The following is a 16927-nucleotide window of genomic DNA, read 5'->3' on the forward strand; positions in this document are numbered from 1 at the left end:
AATACTGGAGGGACATCCCCCTCATGCCGCGCTACGCGGGGATTTTCAACTCTCGAAACAGGATGCGCGGCCATCCGCCTTAATCGTTGCCGCCCCATCTTGCACCCGCGCGGCGTGCTTTTGAAGCCATGGCGGCAAACGCGCAGCGTTGCGTTCTTTGGGATTCGGCAGAACAACTGCCAGCCGCGCTCCCTGTGCCGGGGTCAAATCGGCAGCGGAAACACCGAAATAGTGCTGCGCCGCGGCTTCGACGCCGAACACGCCTTCACCGAATTCCGCGATATTCAGGTAAACTTCGATGATCCGGCGTTTAGGCCAGATGGCTTCGACCGCGGGGGTCAGCAAAGCCTCTGTCGCTTTGCGCATCCAACTGCGGCCCTGCCACAGGAACACGTTCTTTACAGTCTGCTGCGAAATGGTCGAGGCCCCGCGCTGCCCCCCATCTTCGATGGCGTCCCGTATCGCGGACATATCAAAGCCCCAGTGGCCGCAAAAATCAGCGTCTTCGGCGGCAACAACGGCCCGTACAGCCGATGGCGCGATGTCTTCGATGGCGACCCGATCCCATTCGACACCGCCCAAACGGCGCGATTCTGACCAGATCGTGTGGGTTGTCGGCGGGCCGGCAAAGCGGAAGACAATGATCAGCAAGGCAAAGAATGCCACCACGCCCAAGATCGCGCGTACAGCATAACGACGCACCCGACGGCCCATGCTTACGCTGGGCTTTGCCGGTTTCTTCTTGCTCGTTGGTTTCTTTTTCGCTGCCTTTGCCACGGGTCTTGATTGCCCTTTCCGCACGGCCAAGGTCAAGCATGTTGATCCGGATCAAGGCCCCTGCGCACCGCTTCGGCAAAGTGAACCCACCATCAAAGGAGGGCCACCTGATGGAAACCAACACGCTTCCTCATTGCGACACCAGCGAAAATACGACCAATTGTTGCCCGAAATTCAACCCGGATGGGTGGGACGGGCAAAAGCTTCATTTTGACAAAAAGCCGTTCGTTCGTGCCACGACGAAATCGGTCATGCATGTGCCGGTGAACATGGGAAAAGTCTTCACCCGCGTGCAAAAGCATATGGAAGAAGCTGACGCCATCGACCCGAACAATTACATCGTGCTAAGCCGCGATCTTTCTTCGTGGCAGGGTGAGCATTTGTTTTCATCGCCCGTCCGCGTCGAGAACGAAGAGAACATGACGCTTTCAGGTGACTTCGTGACAAAGGTGTTCGAAGGCCCCTACCGCAAAGCGAAAGACTGGTACGAGGAAATGAAAGACACCGTGCGTGCCAGCGGGTCAGAACCCGGCGAGGTCTGGTTCTTTTACACGACCTGTCCAAAATGCGCGAAAGCCTATGGCGAAAACTATGTTGTGGGCGTCGCCGAGGTGAAATGAAAACGGCGGCCCCAGTGGCCGCCGTTTCGTTTCTTATTCCGCTGGAACAGCCGTGCTTTCCAAGCTGAGCGGATGTTTCAGGTGAACCAGCATTTCCTTCGGGCAAACCTGAAGGAAATTGCCGCGTTCCAGATCCCAATGCTGAAGAATATCAGCGGCCTTGCGGCTGTTGGTTTCCGCCAAGTGGCGTTCGATCAGGCCCTTAAGCTGCTCTTCCCAGTGGTCCACGGTTACGGGGCAGGTTACCAGCGTTTCCATGTTCATCATGCTCTCGCACGCGCCGTCGGGGTTATAGAGGTACGCCATACCACCCGTCATACCCGCGCCGAAGTTGGCACCGATGGACCCAAGGATAATGGCAAGGCCGCCGGTCATATATTCACAACCGTTGGAGCCACAGCCTTCGATCACCACAGTCGCGCCCGAGTTACGCACAGCGAAACGTTCGCCCGCGCGGCCAGCCGCAAACAGGTAACCGTCGGTCGCACCATACAGAACCGTGTTGCCGATGATCGTGTTTTCAGACGCAACCAGCGGGCTGGCCATCGGAGGACGCACCACAATGGTACCGCCCGAAAGGCCCTTACCGACATAGTCGTTGGCGTCGCCCGATACTTCGATCTTCAGCCCCGGTGCGGCGAACGCACCCAGCGCCTGACCCGCAGAACCGGTCAGCTTTACCGTCAGGTGGTCGGGTTGCAGGTTGTTGCGCATCCCGAAGTTCTTGACGATGTGGCTGGACGTGCGCGTGCCGATGGAACGCAGCGTGTTCTGCACCGCATAGGAAAGCTGCATCTTTTCACCGTCGTTCAGGAAGCGCGCGGCATCCTTGACGATTTCAGCATCCAGCGTATCGGGCACAGCGTTGCGTGGCTTGTTGCGGTCGTAAACGATCTTGTTCGCGCCATCGACCGTGATCAGAAGCGGGTTCAGATCAAGATCGTCCAGATGCGCGGACCCGCGGCTGACCTGGCTAAGCAGATCGGCACGGCCAATCACCTCGTCCAAGGAACGTGCGCCGATAGAGGCAAGGATTTCACGCACCTCTTGGGCATAGAACGTAATCAGGTTCACAACCTTGTCGGCGTTGCCGGTGAACTTTTCACGCAGGCGTTCGTCTTGCGTACAGACGCCAACCGGGCAGGTGTTCGACTGGCACTGACGCACCATGATACAGCCCATCGCGATCAGCGCGGCGGTGCCGATGCCGTATTCTTCGGCACCCATCATTGCCGCCATGACGATGTCACGACCCGTGCGCAGGCCACCATCGGTGCGCAGCGTCACGCGTTCGCGCAGGTTGTTCATAGCCAGAACCTGATGCGCCTCTGTCAGGCCCATCTCCCACGGAAGACCCGCGTATTTGATCGAGGTCGCAGGCGAAGCACCCGTGCCGCCGTTGTGGCCCGAAATCAGAATGATATCGGCCTTGGCCTTCGCAACACCTGCTGCAATCGTGCCGACACCGGACGATGCAACCAGCTTTACCGTCACTTTACAGCGCGGGTTGATCTGTTTCAGGTCATAGATCAGCTGAGCAAGGTCTTCGATCGAATAGATGTCGTGGTGCGGCGGAGGCGAAATCAGCGTCACGCCCTTGGTCGAATGCCGCAGCTTGGCGATCAGGTCAGTAACCTTCATCCCCGGAAGCTGGCCACCCTCGCCCGGTTTCGCACCCTGTGCGACCTTGATTTCAAGCTCTTCACAGTGAAGCAGGTATTCGGCGGTTACACCGAAACGACCCGAAGCCACCTGTTTGATCTTGGCGGACGCGTTATCGCCATTGGGTTCCGGCGTGAAGTCATCGGGGCTTTCGCCGCCTTCACCCGAATCCGACTTGGCGCCGATGCGGTTCATCGCGATGGACAGCGTACGGTGTGCTTCGGGCGACAGGGCGCCCAGCGACATGCCCGGCGTCACGAAACGCTTGCGGATAGAGGTGATCGATTCAACCTCTTCCAGCGGGATCGCTTTGCCGATTGCTTTGATGTCCAACAAGTCACGCAGGTGGATCGGAGGGTTCGCCCGCATCGCGGCCGAGAACTTTTTCCACATCTCGTAAGACGACCGGTCACAGGCTGCTTGCAGCATGTGCATGGTCTGCGCTTCCCACGCGTGCTTTTCACCGGAACGGCGCGCTTTATAGAAGCCACCGATCGGCAACACGTCAGAGCCGCCTTTCCAGCCGCGTGCGTGCACCTCTTCCAGCTTGCGCTGGATGCCGCTGACACCGATGCCGGAAATGCGGGAATGCATACCGGGGAAGTATTCAGCACACATCGCACGGGACAGACCGACAGCTTCGAAGTTCAGACCACCGCGATAGGACGAAATGACCGAAATACCCATCTTGGCCATGATCTTCAGCAGGCCAGCATCCACCGCCGCGCGGTACCGCTGAACGGCTTCGTTCAGGGAGCAATCCAGCAGGCCGCGTTCGATACGGTCGGCAAGGCTGTCTTCGGCCAGATAGGCGTTTACGATGGTCGCGCCACAGCCGATCAGAACCGCAAAGTAATGCGGGTCGATACATTCGGCAGAACGCACGCCAACAGAACAGAACGTCCGCAGGCCCTTGCGCGTCAGCCAGCTGTGAACGGCGCTGGTGGCAAGGATCATCGGCATGGCGACCTTGTCCGGCCCCTGATGCTGATCCGTCAGAACGATGTGGCCACCACCCGAACGAACGGCATCTTCGGCTTCGGCACGGATGCGGGCCAGACCTTGGCGCAGCGCGTCCTGACCACCGCCAGCGGCGAAGGTACAGTCGATTTCAACCATCGGCGCGTTGAATTCGCCAACCATTGCGTCGAACTGAGCGTTGCCAACAAATGGGCTGTCCAGCACCAGAATTTCCGTCTGGCTGCTGTCTTGGTCCAGCACGTTCTTCAGGTTGCCGAACCGTGTCTTCAGGCTCATCACGCGGAATTCGCGCAACGAGTCGATGGGCGGGTTCGTCACCTGGCTAAAGTTCTGGCGGAAGAAATGGCTTAGCGGGCGGTACTTTTCAGAAAGCACAGCCGATGGCGTGTCATCGCCCATCGAAGCAATCGCTTCTTTCGCGTCCTCGGCCATAGGGGCAAGGATTTGTTCCAGCTCTTCGATGGAATAACCAGCCGCGATCTGACGCTTGCGCAGTTCAGCACCCGCGAAAGTCGGCTTTTCGGTAACGTCGGCCAGAACGCTGTCCAGTTCGGTGATCTTACCGACCCACTCGCCGAAGGGCTGTGCCTCGGCCAGTTTGTCTTTCAGTTCGCGATCGTGGAACAGAACGCCTTCTTTCGTGTCCACGGCGATCATCTGACCAGGGCCAAGCGCGCCTTTTTCACGAACGGTTGCTTCGTCTGTCGGGACCATGCCGGCTTCGGAACCGGCGATCATCAGGCCATCACCCGTCACGACGTAACGCATTGGGCGCAGGCCATTCCGGTCAAGTCCCGCGCAGACCCAGCGGCCATCCGTCATCGCCAACGCAGCGGGGCCATCCCATGGCTCCATCACGCTGTTGCAATAGGAATACATGTCGCGCCACGTTTCGGGCAGCTCTACAGCCTGCTTGGACCAGCTTTCGGGCACCAGCATTGTCTTGGCCATCGGCGCATCACGACCGGCGCGCACCAACACTTCGAACACAGCGTCCAGCGCGGCAGAGTCAGAAGACCCCTGTGGAACAACCGGTTTGATGTCATCCGCCAGATCGCCAAACGCGGACGATGTCATGCGGATTTCGTGGCTTTTCATCCAGTTCAGGTTGCCCTTCAGCGTGTTAATCTCGCCGTTGTGGGCCAACATTCGGAACGGCTGAGCCAACCACCACTGTGGGAACGTGTTCGTGGAATACCGCTGGTGATAGATGGCGAACGCGGATTCGAAACGCTCGTCCTTCAGGTCGGGATAGAATTCCGCAACCTGTTCGGCCAGCATCATGCCTTTGTAGATGATCGAACGGCAGGACAGCGAACAGATGTACAGCGACCCAACGCCAGCCGCAGCCGCCGCTTTTTCGATCCGACGGCGGATAACATAAAGCTCACGCTCGAATGTTTCTTCGTCCACGCCCTTGGAGTTGGAGATCAGGATCTGCTCAATCTCGGGGCGGGTTGCGTTGGCTTTTTCGCCCAGACACTCCACCTCGACCGGCACGTGGCGCCAGCCGTAGATGTAATAGCCCATGCGCAGCACTTCGGATTCAACGATCGTGCGGCATGTTTCCTGAGCGCCGAAATCAGTACGCGGCAGGAACACCTGACCAACGGCGACCAGCTGATCGGCGTGGGGTTCGTGGCCTGTGCGACGAATTTGGTCGTAAAAGAACGGAACCGGGATCTGAACGTGAATACCCGCGCCGTCGCCGGTTTTACCGTCGGCATCCACAGCACCACGGTGCCAGATCGCCTTTAGCGCGCTGATGCCGTTTTCAACGACTTTGCGGCTTGGCTTACCATCAACCGAAACAACAAGCCCCACGCCGCAGGACGAATGTTCGTCCTCTTCGCGGTACAGGCCGTTTTCGGACATGAACTTGCGCTTGGCCTCTTCGGCGGCCACCCATTCGGCGTCATATTTGGTCATGGGTCTTCTCCTCATCCGCGCAGCGAAGCACCGGCGGGGCCGATGCTGTGTGTTGCGCTGTTCCATTCGTTGGCCGGAAATCCTTGCCGTGCGGAGGCACCGGCCAAATGGGCCGGGGCGATCCGTAGCAGGGCGAGGTGTCTTTCCGTCATTGCTTGCGTTCCATTTGGTCAGCTTGCCCGGCGCACTGCGCCTGCCCGCTGGTTACTCTGCCGCGACCTGCGCGGGCTGAGCGAGGAAATCCAAAATGCTGTCTGCCGCTTCGCGACCGTCGCGGATGGCCCAAACCACCAATGACGCACCGCGCACGATGTCACCCACGGCAAACACACCGGGAAGAGACGTTTCATGCGTGCGGAAGTCAGCCTTGATCGTGCCCCAACGGGTCACTTCCAGCGCAGGCTCACCCCACAGGGTTGGCAGGTCTTCGGGTTCAAAACCAAGGGCTTTGACAACCAGATCGGCGCCTTCGGAATAATCCGCGCCTTCGATCACCTCGGGGCTTTGACGGCCGGATGCATCGGGTGCGCCAAGACGCATCTTTTGCACCATCACGCTTTCAACACGGTCACCGGTGAAGCCTTTGGGCGCCGAAAGCCAAACGAACTCTACGCCTTCTTCTTCGGCGTTTTGAACTTCGCGCTGGGAACCCGGCATGTTGGCCTTATCGCGGCGATACAGACACTTCACGCTGGTCGCGCCCTGACGGATCGCGGTGCGCACACAGTCCATCGCGGTGTCACCACCGCCGATAACCACAACGCGTTTGCCTTCGGCGTTCAGCTCTCCGCTGTTGTATTCAGCGACATCGTCACCAAAGCTAACGCGGTTAGAGGCCGTCAGATAATCAATCGCCCGCACGATACCTTCGGCACCAGAGCCCGGCCCCTGAAGGTCACGCGTTTTGTAAACGCCAGCGGCAATCAGAACGGCGTTATGTTTGCTGCGGATGTCATCAAAACTGATGTCTTCACCAACGTTGCAGTTCAGAACGAACTTAACGCCCGACTTTTCAAGCTGTTCGATGCGGCGCATGACCACGTCTTTTTCAAGCTTAAAGCCCGGAATACCATAGGTCAGCAAACCGCCGGCGCGGTCGTAACGGTCATATACGGTGACCTGAACACCCTGCTGGCGCAGCGCATCCGCCGCGGCCAAACCGCCAGGGCCGGCACCGATGATACCAACGGTTTCGGCGCGTTCGACCGATGGCGTCACAGGCTGAACCCAGCCGTTTTCCCACGCCGTATCGGTGATGTATTTTTCGACCGACCCAATGGTCACAGTGCCATGGCCGGATTGTTCGATCACACAGTTCCCTTCGCACAGGCGATCCTGCGGGCAAATACGGCCGCAGATTTCAGGGAAGGTGTTTGTGGCCTGACTGATTTCATACGCCTCTTTCAGACGCCCTTCGGCGGTCAGGCGCAGCCAGTCTGGAATGTTGTTGTGCAGGGGGCAATGCGATTGGCAATATGGCACACCACATTGCGAGCAGCGGCTTGCCTGCTCTTTCGCTTTCTCATCTGCGTATTCCGCATAGATTTCGTGGAAATCATGCGCACGCAGATTGGGGGGACGCTTTTCAGGCATCTCCTTGGTCACGTCTACAAATTGGAGCATACGTTCCTTCGCCATCGCGAAATTCTCCCGATTTCCTTAGATCGCGCCTCTCTTACGGTGTCGGCGAAAGAAATAAAAGTCAGTTTGTATGACCTAATAGTAATTATTTTCGCGTGAGACGCCCGAACATCAAGCGTTTTGGGTAAAATTTATGTCAGCACTAGTGACCCTTTTACGCACTTTCCACTTAGAATCATTAGTTTAGGATGGCGGAAAATAATCGGGCTGGTTTCGTATGTCTCTTTACTATCTCCTAATTGTCGCAGTTATCCAAGGCGTTACGGAATTCTTACCAGTCTCGTCCTCGGGGCACCTGATTCTTCTTCCCAGCCTAACGGGCCACGAAGACCAAGGTCAGGTGATCGACGTGGCGGTGCATGTCGGCACGCTTTTCGCCGTCATACTTTATTTCAGGCAGGACGTTGCCAGCGCATTTGGCGGCTTGCTGCGCCTGATACGCGGGAAAATCGACACCGATGGCGCGCGGCTGGCGTTCTTGTTGATCGTCGCCACCATCCCGGTGATTCTGTGCGGGCTATTGCTAAAACTCAGCGGGCTGGATGATGCGATGCGGTCGATCAAGGTGATCGGCTGGACGATGCTGATTTTCGGGCTGTTCCTTTACTGGACCGACCAGAAAGGCCCAACAACGCTGAAAGCCGAAGACTGGTCGCTGCGCCACGCGATTATTATGGGGCTGTGGCAGGCGGTTGCGCTGATCCCCGGCACGTCACGTTCGGGCATCACCATCTCTGGCGCGCGTCAGCTGGGGTATAAGCGCGAAGATGGCGCAAAGATCGCAATGCTGATGTCGATTCCCACGATCATTGCATCAGGCACCCTGTTGGGCGCAGAGGTTGCAATGACAGCCGATGCCGCAGCCGCGCGGGATGGCGCGATTGCGGCTGTGTTTGCCTTTGGCTCGGCGCTGGTGGCCTTGACGTTGATGATGCGCCTGCTGCGGTCGACCAGCTTCACGCCCTATGTGATCTATCGTGTGATCCTGGGCGTGGTGCTGTTGTTCATCGCTTACAGCTAAGGCTTAGGCCTTTAGGTTCTTCGCGGAATCCATGATCGCGTCGTACTGCCCCGCGGGGCGGAAACGATACAGGTATTCCGGCGTCACAGCCTCGGCCGAGGTTGGCACGATGCCCAACTCTTCGAACCCTGCTGCGCCTTCGGCCACCACGTTATCAACACGCAGGCTTTTGACCTGATCACGGGTCAGCATGCCGTTGGTGATAAGGCCGCCGGTCATGAACTGAAGGAAGTCAAAGCCACCCGCCATGATGCGCGCTTTCCAGAACGGAATGTTTACAATCAGACGGCGGCGGTGAACGACCTTCATCAGGTCCTTCATCAATTCACGGAATGTGCTGACCTCTGGCCCGCCCAGTTCGTAAACGCCGGGGGCAGCCTGCCCCAGCACGCCGGCAACAGCGGCTTTCGCAACATCATCAACGTATACCGGCTGAAACTTTGTGTCGGCACCGACAACGGGCAAGATTGGCCCAAGCCGCGACATCGAAGCAAAGCGGTTAAAGAAGTTATCTTCGGGACCAAAGATCACCGATGGGCGCAGGATGACCGCGTTTGCGAACCCTTCCAGCACGCCCTGTTCACCCAAAGCCTTAGACTTGGAATAGCGGCTTTCGGATTCGGCATCTGCACCGATGGCCGACATGTGAACCAGACGCGCAACGCCTTCGTCGGTTGCCAAACGCGCGATGCGTTCTGCACCTTCGTGCTGAACCGCATCGAATTTGTTTTTGCCGACTTCGTTCAGAATGCCAACGCAGTTCACCACCGCATCCGCACCATGAAGAACCGCGCGAACGGAATCGTCATCGCGAATGTTGCAGAAAACAGGTTCCACCTGCCCGACCGCGCCATAGGGGCGCACAAAGCCAGCTTCGTTTGGGCGACGTACAGCGACGCGGACGCGCCAGCCTTCTTTGGCCATGCGACGTGCGATATAGCGCCCGACAAAGCCCGACCCGCCGAAAATGGTCACAAGCTTGGACATAAGGTGGCCTCCATCTAATTCGTTACGTGCCTGAATAGCTTTCTGACCGGCGCCAAACAAGCCGATATCGCGATTGTGCAAATTCTGTCGCAATGACCCGTTGACACTGCCCGCCACCGGCTTTACATCCCCGCTCCACGACACCTGCCCAGGTGGCGGAATTGGTAGACGCGCTAGCTTCAGGTGCTAGTATTGGCAACGATGTGGAGGTTCGAGTCCTCTCCTGGGCACCAAAAAACCCCAACGACATTTCCAATGTTTTTTACATGCAGCACCTTCACAGGTCCATGGCTTAGCTTTTGGCACGCGGGTTATTTGAGAATCGATTCCCCCGCCGTCGGCAACGCGCTTTGTTTTACACCTGCTTGGCGGACGATCTCGGCTATGTTTGCCAACTGATCGGACAACGGGTTGGATTTTCGCCAAACCATCCCAATCGTTCTTGAGGGCCGCGGATCTGGCAAACGCGCCAACGAAACCGAGGCAGAGCGCGTTTCAATCGGCACCGCCATCTCTGGAATCAGCGTTACACCGATTCCCGCGCCCACCATCTGAACGAGGGTGGAAAGGGAACTGCCCTCCATCAACTCACGTGGCAGCGAAGACGACATTTTACAAAACGAAATCGCCTGATCGCGAAAACAGTGCCCTTCCTCCAGCAACAGCAAACGCATCTGCTGTAACATTTCGGGATTCGGCACGGGTTTGTCGGCGTCCTCAAGCGGGCGCAGTAGAACGAATTCTTCGTCAAACAGCGGCACCTCGACCAACGACGGTTCAGAAATTGGCAACGCAACGATCGCCATATCCAACCGCGCCTTCAGCAAATCCTTGATCAGCTTTTGCGTCACCGTTTCGCGCGGGTGCAGATCCAACCCCGGATAATGCAGCGTAAGAGATTTGATCACCTCGGGCAGCAGATACGGCGCGACCGTGGGAATCACACCAATCCGCAGCCGCCCAATCAGCGGGGCCTGCGTTGCGCGTGCCAAATCCTCCAGCTCGTCAACGGCGCGCAGGATGTCGCTTACACGGCTTGCGAATTCTTCGCCCAGCCCGGTCAGACGAATTTGACGCGTCCCCCGTTCAACAAGGGGCGCGCTGATCAGCCCTTCCAGTTCTTTGATCTGCACGGACAGCGCAGGCTGCGAAATCGAGCAATCCTCAGCCGCGCGGCCAAAGTGGCGATTCCGGGCAAGTGCCTCAAAATAACGAAGATGCTTCATCGAGATTCTATTCATAAGAAAATCCTATCAGAGCGTTTAGAAAATGCAATTTTGCATTATCGCCAGACTCCTGTAATTTTCGCGCAAGAGGACGCCCCTTCATCCAGAATCGCCACGCAGTTGCGCAACGGTTTTGTGCTGGGGTCGTCTTTCCGTGCCACGATAAACGCAGCTTCTCTCGGAGGAAAAAATGGACGGCAACGATATCAATGCGGCTGGCAAATGCCCGGTCATGCATGGGGCGAACACCGCCAGCAGCAATTCGGTAATGGAATGGTGGCCGAACGCGCTTAACCTGGACATCCTTCACCAGCACGACACCAAGACCAACCCGATGGGTCCTGATTTCGACTATCGCGAAGAGCTTAAGAAGCTGGATGTCGACGCGCTGAAAAAAGACCTGCACGCGCTGATGACCGACAGCCAAGACTGGTGGCCAGCAGACTGGGGTCACTACGGTGGTCTGATGATCCGCATGGCGTGGCATTCGGCAGGGTCTTACCGTCTGGCCGATGGCCGTGGTGGCGGCGGCACTGGCAACCAGCGTTTCGCGCCTCTGAACTCTTGGCCGGATAACGTAAGCTTGGACAAAGCCCGCCGTCTGCTGTGGCCCATCAAAAAGAAATACGGCAACAAGATCAGCTGGGCCGACCTGATGATCCTTGCCGGCAACATCGCCTATGAATCCATGGGTCTGAAGACGTTTGGCTTTGCCTTTGGTCGCGAAGATATCTGGCACCCTGAAATCGACACCTATTGGGGTTCGGAAAAAGAGTGGCTGGCACCAAGCGATGGCCGTTACGAAAACGTTGATGATCCATCCACGATGGAAAATCCGCTGGCCGCAGTTCAGATGGGCCTGATCTATGTGAACCCTGAAGGCGTGAACGGCACACCTGATCCGCTGAAAACAGCCGCTCAGGTTCGCGAAACCTTTGCCCGTATGGCGATGAACGACGAAGAAACCGTCGCGCTGACGGCTGGTGGTCACACCGTCGGTAAGACCCACGGTAACGGCAATGCTGACGCGCTGGGCGCTGATCCAGAAACCGCTGGCATCGAAGAGCAGGGCTTTGGCTGGTCCAACCCGAACATGAAGGGCAAGGCAGCTAACGCCGTGACCTCGGGTCTTGAAGGCGCTTGGACATCCGAGCCGACAAAGTTCGACATGGGCTTTTTCGACATGCTGTTCGGGCACGAGTGGGAACTGCGCAAGTCGCCAGCAGGCGCACAACAGTGGGAACCCGTCTCTATCAAGGAAGACGACAAGCCACTGGATGCAAGTGATCCATCCAAGCGTCACAACCCGATGATGACCGACGCCGACATGGCGATGAAGGTTGACCCGGCTTACAACGCGATCTGTCAGAAATTCATCGCTGATCCAGCGTATTTCGCCGACACGTTCGCCCGCGCTTGGTTCAAGCTGACGCACCGCGATATGGGCCCCAAGGCAAACTATGTTGGCCCCGATGTCCCGCAGGAAGATCTGATCTGGCAAGACCCGATCCCTGCTGGCAACACCGACTACGATGTCGTTGCTGTAAAAGGTGCCATCGCCGCCAGCGGTCTGACCGTCAGCGAAATGGTTTCCACCGCTTGGGACAGCGCCCGGACTTATCGCGGCTCGGACATGCGGGGCGGTGCCAATGGCGCGCGCATCCGTCTGGCTCCTCAGAAAGACTGGGAAGGCAACGAACCTGCACGTCTGGCCAAAGTGCTTGGCATTTTGGAAGGCATCGCAGCCGATACCGGCGCAAGCGTGGCTGACGTGATCGTTCTGGCCGGTAACGTTGGTGTCGAACAGGCAGCCAAGGCCGCTGGTTTTGACGTAACGGTTCCATTCTCGGCAGGTCGTGGCGACGCCACCGACGAGATGACCGATGCAGAGTCGTTCGAACCGCTGGAACCACTTGCTGATGGTTACCGTAACTGGCTGAAAAAGGACTACGTCGTTAGCCCAGAAGAGCTGATGCTGGACCGCACGCAGCTGATGGGCTTGACCGCGGACGAAATGACCGTTCTGACGGGCGGCATGCGTGTTCTTGGCACCAACTACGGTGGCACGTCGCACGGTGTGTTCACAGACCGGGTCGGCGCGTTGACGAACGATTTCTTCGTTAACCTGACCGACATGGCCTATTCGTGGAAGCCCGTTGATGGCGGTCTTTACGAAATCTGTGATCGCCAGTCTGGCGACGTGAAGTGGACAGCGACCCGCATGGATCTGGTGTTCGGTTCCAACTCGATCCTGCGCGCCTATGCGGAAGTTTACGCTCAGGATGACAACGCCGAGAAGTTCGTGAACGACTTTGTTGCCGCTTGGGCCAAAGTTATGAACGCGGATCGCTTCGACCTCGTCTAAACAATTGGGCTCTCCGCGCACCTGCGCGGGGAGCCTCTTATGGCCGGGGTTTCCCGCGCAATAAACGACATCGGCAATTCATCGCCGCGCCCAAGCCCCCATACAGGTTGCACCAAGACGCCAGCATCGTTAGATAAATGCGGCTCAGCGCGCGGTTAGAACGACCATGCGGCTGCGGCTAAACAATGCTTGCGGGGTTAAGTTGGCCAAAACCTTTGGTCGCGCCCCTTGGATCAGGGGCCGACGTGGCGAATTTCCTTTATAAGAACGACCTTCCCGATGATCTGGACCTTGGTCCAGTTGTTGCCATCGACTGTGAAACCATGGGGCTGAACCCACATCGTGACCGCCTGTGCGTTGTGCAGATGTCGGGCGGTGACGGAAACGCGCATATGGTGCAGATCGAAATCGGCCAGACCGAGGCACCGAACCTGTGCAAAATGCTGGCCGATCCGAACGTGCTGAAGCTGTTCCATTTTGGCCGTTTTGACATTGCCGCGATGTACAACGCGTTTGGCACACTGGCCGCGCCTGTCTATTGCACCAAGATCGCGTCCAAACTGATCCGCACCTACACCGACCGTCACGGGCTGAAAGCGCTGCTTCAGGAATTGATCGGCGTAGATATCTCGAAGCAACAGCAAAGCTCTGACTGGGGCGCGGCTGAGTTGACCGAGGCGCAGCTTTCCTATGCGGCGTCCGACGTGCTGTACCTGCACCGCCTGCGCGACGAATTGAACACACGCCTTGTGCGCGAAGGACGCATGGAACTGGCACAGTCGTGCTATGATTTCTTGCCGGTCCGCGCGCAACTGGACCTTGCGGGCTGGCCCGAAATCGACATTTTTGATCATTGATCCCATGACAAACGAAACCTTCATCCAAACCGGCCGCCGCGTCATCACACGCGAGGCTGACGCGCTGGCCCTCCTCTCTGACGCTTTGGGCGACAGCTTTTCCGAGGCGGTCGAGGTCTTGTTGAAAGCCCGCGGTCGGGTGATCGTTTCGGGCATGGGCAAATCGGGCCACATCGCACGCAAAATCGCGGCCACCTTTGCTTCAACCGGCACACCGGCGCAGTTCGTGCACCCGGCCGAGGCAAGCCACGGCGACCTTGGCATGGTGGCAAAGGGCGATGTTGCGCTGGTGCTGTCAAATTCGGGCGAAACGCCTGAACTGGCGGATATCATTGCCTATACCCGCCGTTTTTCCATCCCGATGATCGGGGTGGCAAGCCGGTCAAATTCGACCCTGTTGCGCGAATCCGACGTGGCGCTGTTGCTGCCCCCCGCGGAAGAAGCCTGTGACACCGGCATCGTCCCGACCACATCCACCACGATGACCTTGGCATTGGGTGATGCGCTGGCCATTGCGTTGATGGAACACCGCCAATTTACGCCCGAACATTTCCGCGAATTCCACCCCGGTGGCAAACTGGGCGCGCGCCTGTCCAAAGTGCGCGACCTGATGCACGGCGCCGTTGAGGTGCCAACCGTGCGCACCGGCACCCCGATGAGCGACGCCCTGTTAACGATGAGCCAAAAGACCTTTGGCGTGGTGGGTGTCACGAATAGCGATGGCAAACTGATCGGCATCGTGACGGATGGTGACCTTCGCCGCCACATGAAGGGGCTGCTGGACTTGACCGCAGATCAGGTAATGACGGAAAGCCCACTGACCATCGCACCGACCGCGTTGGCGGAAGAGGCCGTGGCCCTGATGAATGACCGCAAGATCACCTGCCTGTTCGTCGTCGAACCCGATGGGGATGGCAGCGCCCAAGGGATTTTGCACATTCACGACTGCCTGCGCGCCGGGGTGGCCTGAGGCGATGGCCTCGTTCGATAACACCTATTCCCGCTTTATTGCGCTGGCCAAAATCGTATTGCCACTGGCCGCGCTGGCGCTGCTTTCAACGCTGTTCCTGTTTTCACGGGATGTGGATCCAACCCGGTCCATCCCCTATTCAAACGTGGATGTTGAACAATTGGTGCGCGAACAGCGCGTCAACGCCCCCCACTATTCCGGCGTAACATCCGACGGAACCGCAATATCGGTATCCGCCGAATCCGCCATCCCTGAACTTGGAAACCCCGAACGAGCATCGGCGACGGCAATGACCGCGCGGCTGGACTTTGCGAATGGGGGCCATACCGACATCCAGTCCGCCAGCGGCCAAATTGATACGGGCGCGGGCAACGCAGTGCTGGACGGCGGGGTTATCATCGATACGTCAGATGGTTATCACATCACCACCAACAAACTGACCACCGCGCTGGACCAAACCTCGGTCGTGACGGACAGCACAATCAACGCCACTGGCCCCTTGGGCACACTGACGGCTGGCCAGATGGAGCTGAACCAGACCAACGGGGAAAATGGCGGGTATCTTCTGGTTTTCAAGCAGGGTGTGAAACTGGTATACGATCCTGCGGAGCAAGGGGAATTGGAATGATGCGTTTGCGGACCGGCCTTATGGCATTGTGCCTAACTTTACTGCCCGCTTTGGCTTTTGCTCAGGGCGCGCAGGTCGCGTTTGGCGGGTTGAAGCAGGACACATCACTGCCGGTTGAGGTGACCGCTGATGAGCTGCGCGTTAACCAAGCAGACGGCACCGCGATCTTCACCGGGAATGTTTTGATTGGCCAAGGCGAAATGCGCCTGTCTGCCAACCGGGTTCAGGTGGAATACGCAACTGAAAACGGCCAGCAAAGCGGCGACATCCAACGCATGCACGCAACCGGCAACGTCGTCTTGGTGAACGGCGGTGAAGCCGCAGAGGCGCAAGAGGCGATTTATACGCTTGCGTCCGGTTCCATCGTGATGACCGGTGACGTGATCCTGACACAGGGCCTAAGCGCGCTTTCCGGGCAGCGGCTTGTTGTGGATCTGCAAGCTGGCACCGGACAGATGGAAGGCCGCGTTAAAACCATCTTCCAACCGGGCGCGAACCAATGAGCCAAGCCCCCGACCTTACAGTTGCTGACGGCGATGTTGGCCTGAAGGTCGTGAACCTGCGCAAAAGTTACCGCCGCCGCCCTGTCATTCGCGATGTCAGCCTTGAACTTGGCCGCGGCGAAGTTGTTGCATTGCTGGGGCCAAACGGTTCGGGCAAGACCACGTGTTTTTACAATATTGCGGGTCTAATCCGGCCCGAAGGCGGGTCTGTCACCATCGACGGGCGCGAAGTTACCGCCCTGCCAATGTATCGGCGTGCCAAGCTTGGCATCGGCTATCTGCCGCAAGAGGTCAGCATTTTTCGCGGGATGAGCGTTGAGGATAACATCCTCGCCATTCTCGAAATATCCGAAAAAGACCGCCACAAGCGCCGCGAGCGTCTGGAAGAGCTGCTTTCGGAATTCTCAATCGGCCACCTTCGGCGCGCCCCTGCCCTTTCGTTGTCTGGTGGCGAACGCCGGCGTGTCGAAATCGCACGCTGTTTGGCGGCGAACCCGAAATACCTGCTGCTGGATGAACCCTTTGCCGGGGTCGATCCAATCGCGGTGGGTGAAATTCGCGGGCTGGTATCTGATCTGAAGAACCGCGGCATCGGCGTGCTGATCACCGATCACAACGTGCGCGAAACGCTGGAAATCGTCGATCGCGCGTATATCCTGCATGACGGCAAGGTACTGATGAGCGGCACAACAGACGAAGTCGTGCGCGACGAAAACGTGCGGCGGGTCTATCTGGGCCAAAGTTTCCGCATATCGTAAGG

General features: G+C 58.0%; 13 protein-coding genes and 1 tRNA gene. 9 read left to right on the plus strand and 5 right to left on the minus strand.

Annotation, left to right across the window (positions count from 1 at the left end):
- Positions 1–45 precede the first annotated feature (45 nt).
- Entirely contained in the window at positions 46–777 is a 732-nt protein-coding gene (gene mtgA / locus COL8621_RS16015) for a monofunctional biosynthetic peptidoglycan transglycosylase (RefSeq protein ID WP_370804676.1), read from the minus strand.
- Positions 778–887: 110 nt separating this feature from the next.
- Between mtgA and COL8621_RS16020 the strand changes: the two genes are divergently transcribed.
- Entirely contained in the window at positions 888–1397 is a 510-nt protein-coding gene (locus COL8621_RS16020; protein ID WP_093968643.1) for a hydrolase, read from the plus strand.
- 33 nt (positions 1398–1430) lie between these two features.
- Here the strand turns inward: COL8621_RS16020 and gltB are convergent, their stop codons facing one another.
- Positions 1431–5969, minus strand: coding sequence for a glutamate synthase large subunit (gltB, locus tag COL8621_RS16025; RefSeq protein WP_093968279.1), 4539 nt, complete (start codon positions 5967–5969; stop codon positions 1431–1433).
- A 204-nt stretch (positions 5970–6173) separates the two neighbouring features.
- On the minus strand, positions 6174–7607 hold the full coding sequence (locus COL8621_RS16030; RefSeq protein WP_093968280.1) for an NAD(P)-dependent oxidoreductase: 1434 nt from the start codon (positions 7605–7607) through the stop codon (positions 6174–6176).
- 220 nt (positions 7608–7827) lie between these two features.
- Between COL8621_RS16030 and COL8621_RS16035 the strand changes: the two genes are divergently transcribed.
- On the plus strand, positions 7828–8631 hold the full coding sequence (locus COL8621_RS16035) for an undecaprenyl-diphosphate phosphatase (RefSeq protein ID WP_093968281.1): 804 nt from the start codon (positions 7828–7830) through the stop codon (positions 8629–8631).
- 3 nt (positions 8632–8634) lie between these two features.
- Here COL8621_RS16035 and COL8621_RS16040 read toward each other — a convergent pair whose 3' ends face one another.
- Positions 8635–9618 carry a complex I NDUFA9 subunit family protein gene (locus tag COL8621_RS16040; RefSeq protein WP_093968644.1) on the minus strand — a complete coding sequence of 328 codons (984 nt, stop codon included), beginning with the start codon at positions 9616–9618 and terminating at the stop codon, positions 8635–8637.
- 146 nt (positions 9619–9764) lie between these two features.
- Here COL8621_RS16040 and COL8621_RS16045 point away from each other — a divergent pair.
- Positions 9765–9851 (plus strand) — tRNA-Leu (locus COL8621_RS16045).
- Positions 9852–9929: 78 nt separating this feature from the next.
- Here the strand turns inward: COL8621_RS16045 and COL8621_RS16050 are convergent.
- Complete coding sequence (locus tag COL8621_RS16050) at positions 9930–10859, minus strand: hydrogen peroxide-inducible genes activator (protein WP_093968282.1); 930 nt, start codon at positions 10857–10859, stop codon at positions 9930–9932.
- A gap of 175 nt (positions 10860–11034) precedes the next feature.
- On the opposite strand from COL8621_RS16050, the gene katG reads away from it, so the two are divergent.
- From katG to lptB, 6 genes are all read left to right on the plus strand, one after another.
- On the plus strand, positions 11035–13209 hold the full coding sequence (gene katG, locus COL8621_RS16055) for a catalase/peroxidase HPI (protein ID WP_093968283.1): 2175 nt from the start codon (positions 11035–11037) through the stop codon (positions 13207–13209).
- A gap of 245 nt (positions 13210–13454) precedes the next feature.
- Complete coding sequence (locus tag COL8621_RS16060) at positions 13455–14066, plus strand: ribonuclease D (RefSeq protein ID WP_093968645.1); 612 nt, start codon at positions 13455–13457, stop codon at positions 14064–14066.
- A gap of 4 nt (positions 14067–14070) precedes the next feature.
- The gene (locus tag COL8621_RS16065) at positions 14071–15036 is read left to right on the plus strand and encodes a KpsF/GutQ family sugar-phosphate isomerase (RefSeq protein WP_093968284.1); all 966 of its coding nucleotides are present in this window, start codon (positions 14071–14073) and stop codon (positions 15034–15036) included.
- 4 nt (positions 15037–15040) lie between these two features.
- Complete coding sequence (gene lptC / locus COL8621_RS16070) at positions 15041–15664, plus strand: LPS export ABC transporter periplasmic protein LptC (protein WP_093968285.1); 624 nt, start codon at positions 15041–15043, stop codon at positions 15662–15664.
- On the plus strand, positions 15661–16167 hold the full coding sequence (gene lptA / locus COL8621_RS16075) for a lipopolysaccharide transport periplasmic protein LptA (protein ID WP_093968286.1): 507 nt from the start codon (positions 15661–15663) through the stop codon (positions 16165–16167). The genes lptC and lptA overlap by 4 nt, the downstream gene beginning before the upstream one ends.
- Positions 16164–16925 (plus strand): LPS export ABC transporter ATP-binding protein, encoded by a 762-nt coding sequence (lptB, locus tag COL8621_RS16080; protein ID WP_093968287.1) that lies wholly within the window; start codon positions 16164–16166, stop codon positions 16923–16925. The genes lptA and lptB overlap by 4 nt, the downstream gene beginning before the upstream one ends.
- Positions 16926–16927 lie beyond the last annotated feature (2 nt).

The organism is Actibacterium lipolyticum (assembly GCF_900184935.1).
Taxonomy (GTDB): Bacteria; Pseudomonadota; Alphaproteobacteria; order Rhodobacterales; family Rhodobacteraceae; genus Actibacterium_A; species Actibacterium_A lipolyticum.

Coding starts and splice junctions, on each gene's coding strand:
- COL8621_RS16020 (WP_093968643.1), top strand. CDS start 888: ATGGAAACCAACACGCTTCCTCATTGCGACACCAGCGAAAATACGACC.
- gltB (WP_093968279.1), bottom strand. CDS start 5,969: ATGACCAAATATGACGCCGAATGGGTGGCCGCCGAAGAGGCCAAGCGC.
- COL8621_RS16030 (WP_093968280.1), bottom strand. CDS start 7,607: ATGGCGAAGGAACGTATGCTCCAATTTGTAGACGTGACCAAGGAGATG.
- COL8621_RS16035 (WP_093968281.1), top strand. CDS start 7,828: ATGTCTCTTTACTATCTCCTAATTGTCGCAGTTATCCAAGGCGTTACG.
- COL8621_RS16040 (WP_093968644.1), bottom strand. CDS start 9,618: ATGTCCAAGCTTGTGACCATTTTCGGCGGGTCGGGCTTTGTCGGGCGC.
- COL8621_RS16050 (WP_093968282.1), bottom strand. CDS start 10,859: ATGAATAGAATCTCGATGAAGCATCTTCGTTATTTTGAGGCACTTGCC.
- katG (WP_093968283.1), top strand. CDS start 11,035: ATGGACGGCAACGATATCAATGCGGCTGGCAAATGCCCGGTCATGCAT.
- COL8621_RS16065 (WP_093968284.1), top strand. CDS start 14,071: ATGACAAACGAAACCTTCATCCAAACCGGCCGCCGCGTCATCACACGC.
- lptC (WP_093968285.1), top strand. CDS start 15,041: ATGGCCTCGTTCGATAACACCTATTCCCGCTTTATTGCGCTGGCCAAA.
- lptA (WP_093968286.1), top strand. CDS start 15,661: ATGATGCGTTTGCGGACCGGCCTTATGGCATTGTGCCTAACTTTACTG.
- lptB (WP_093968287.1), top strand. CDS start 16,164: ATGAGCCAAGCCCCCGACCTTACAGTTGCTGACGGCGATGTTGGCCTG.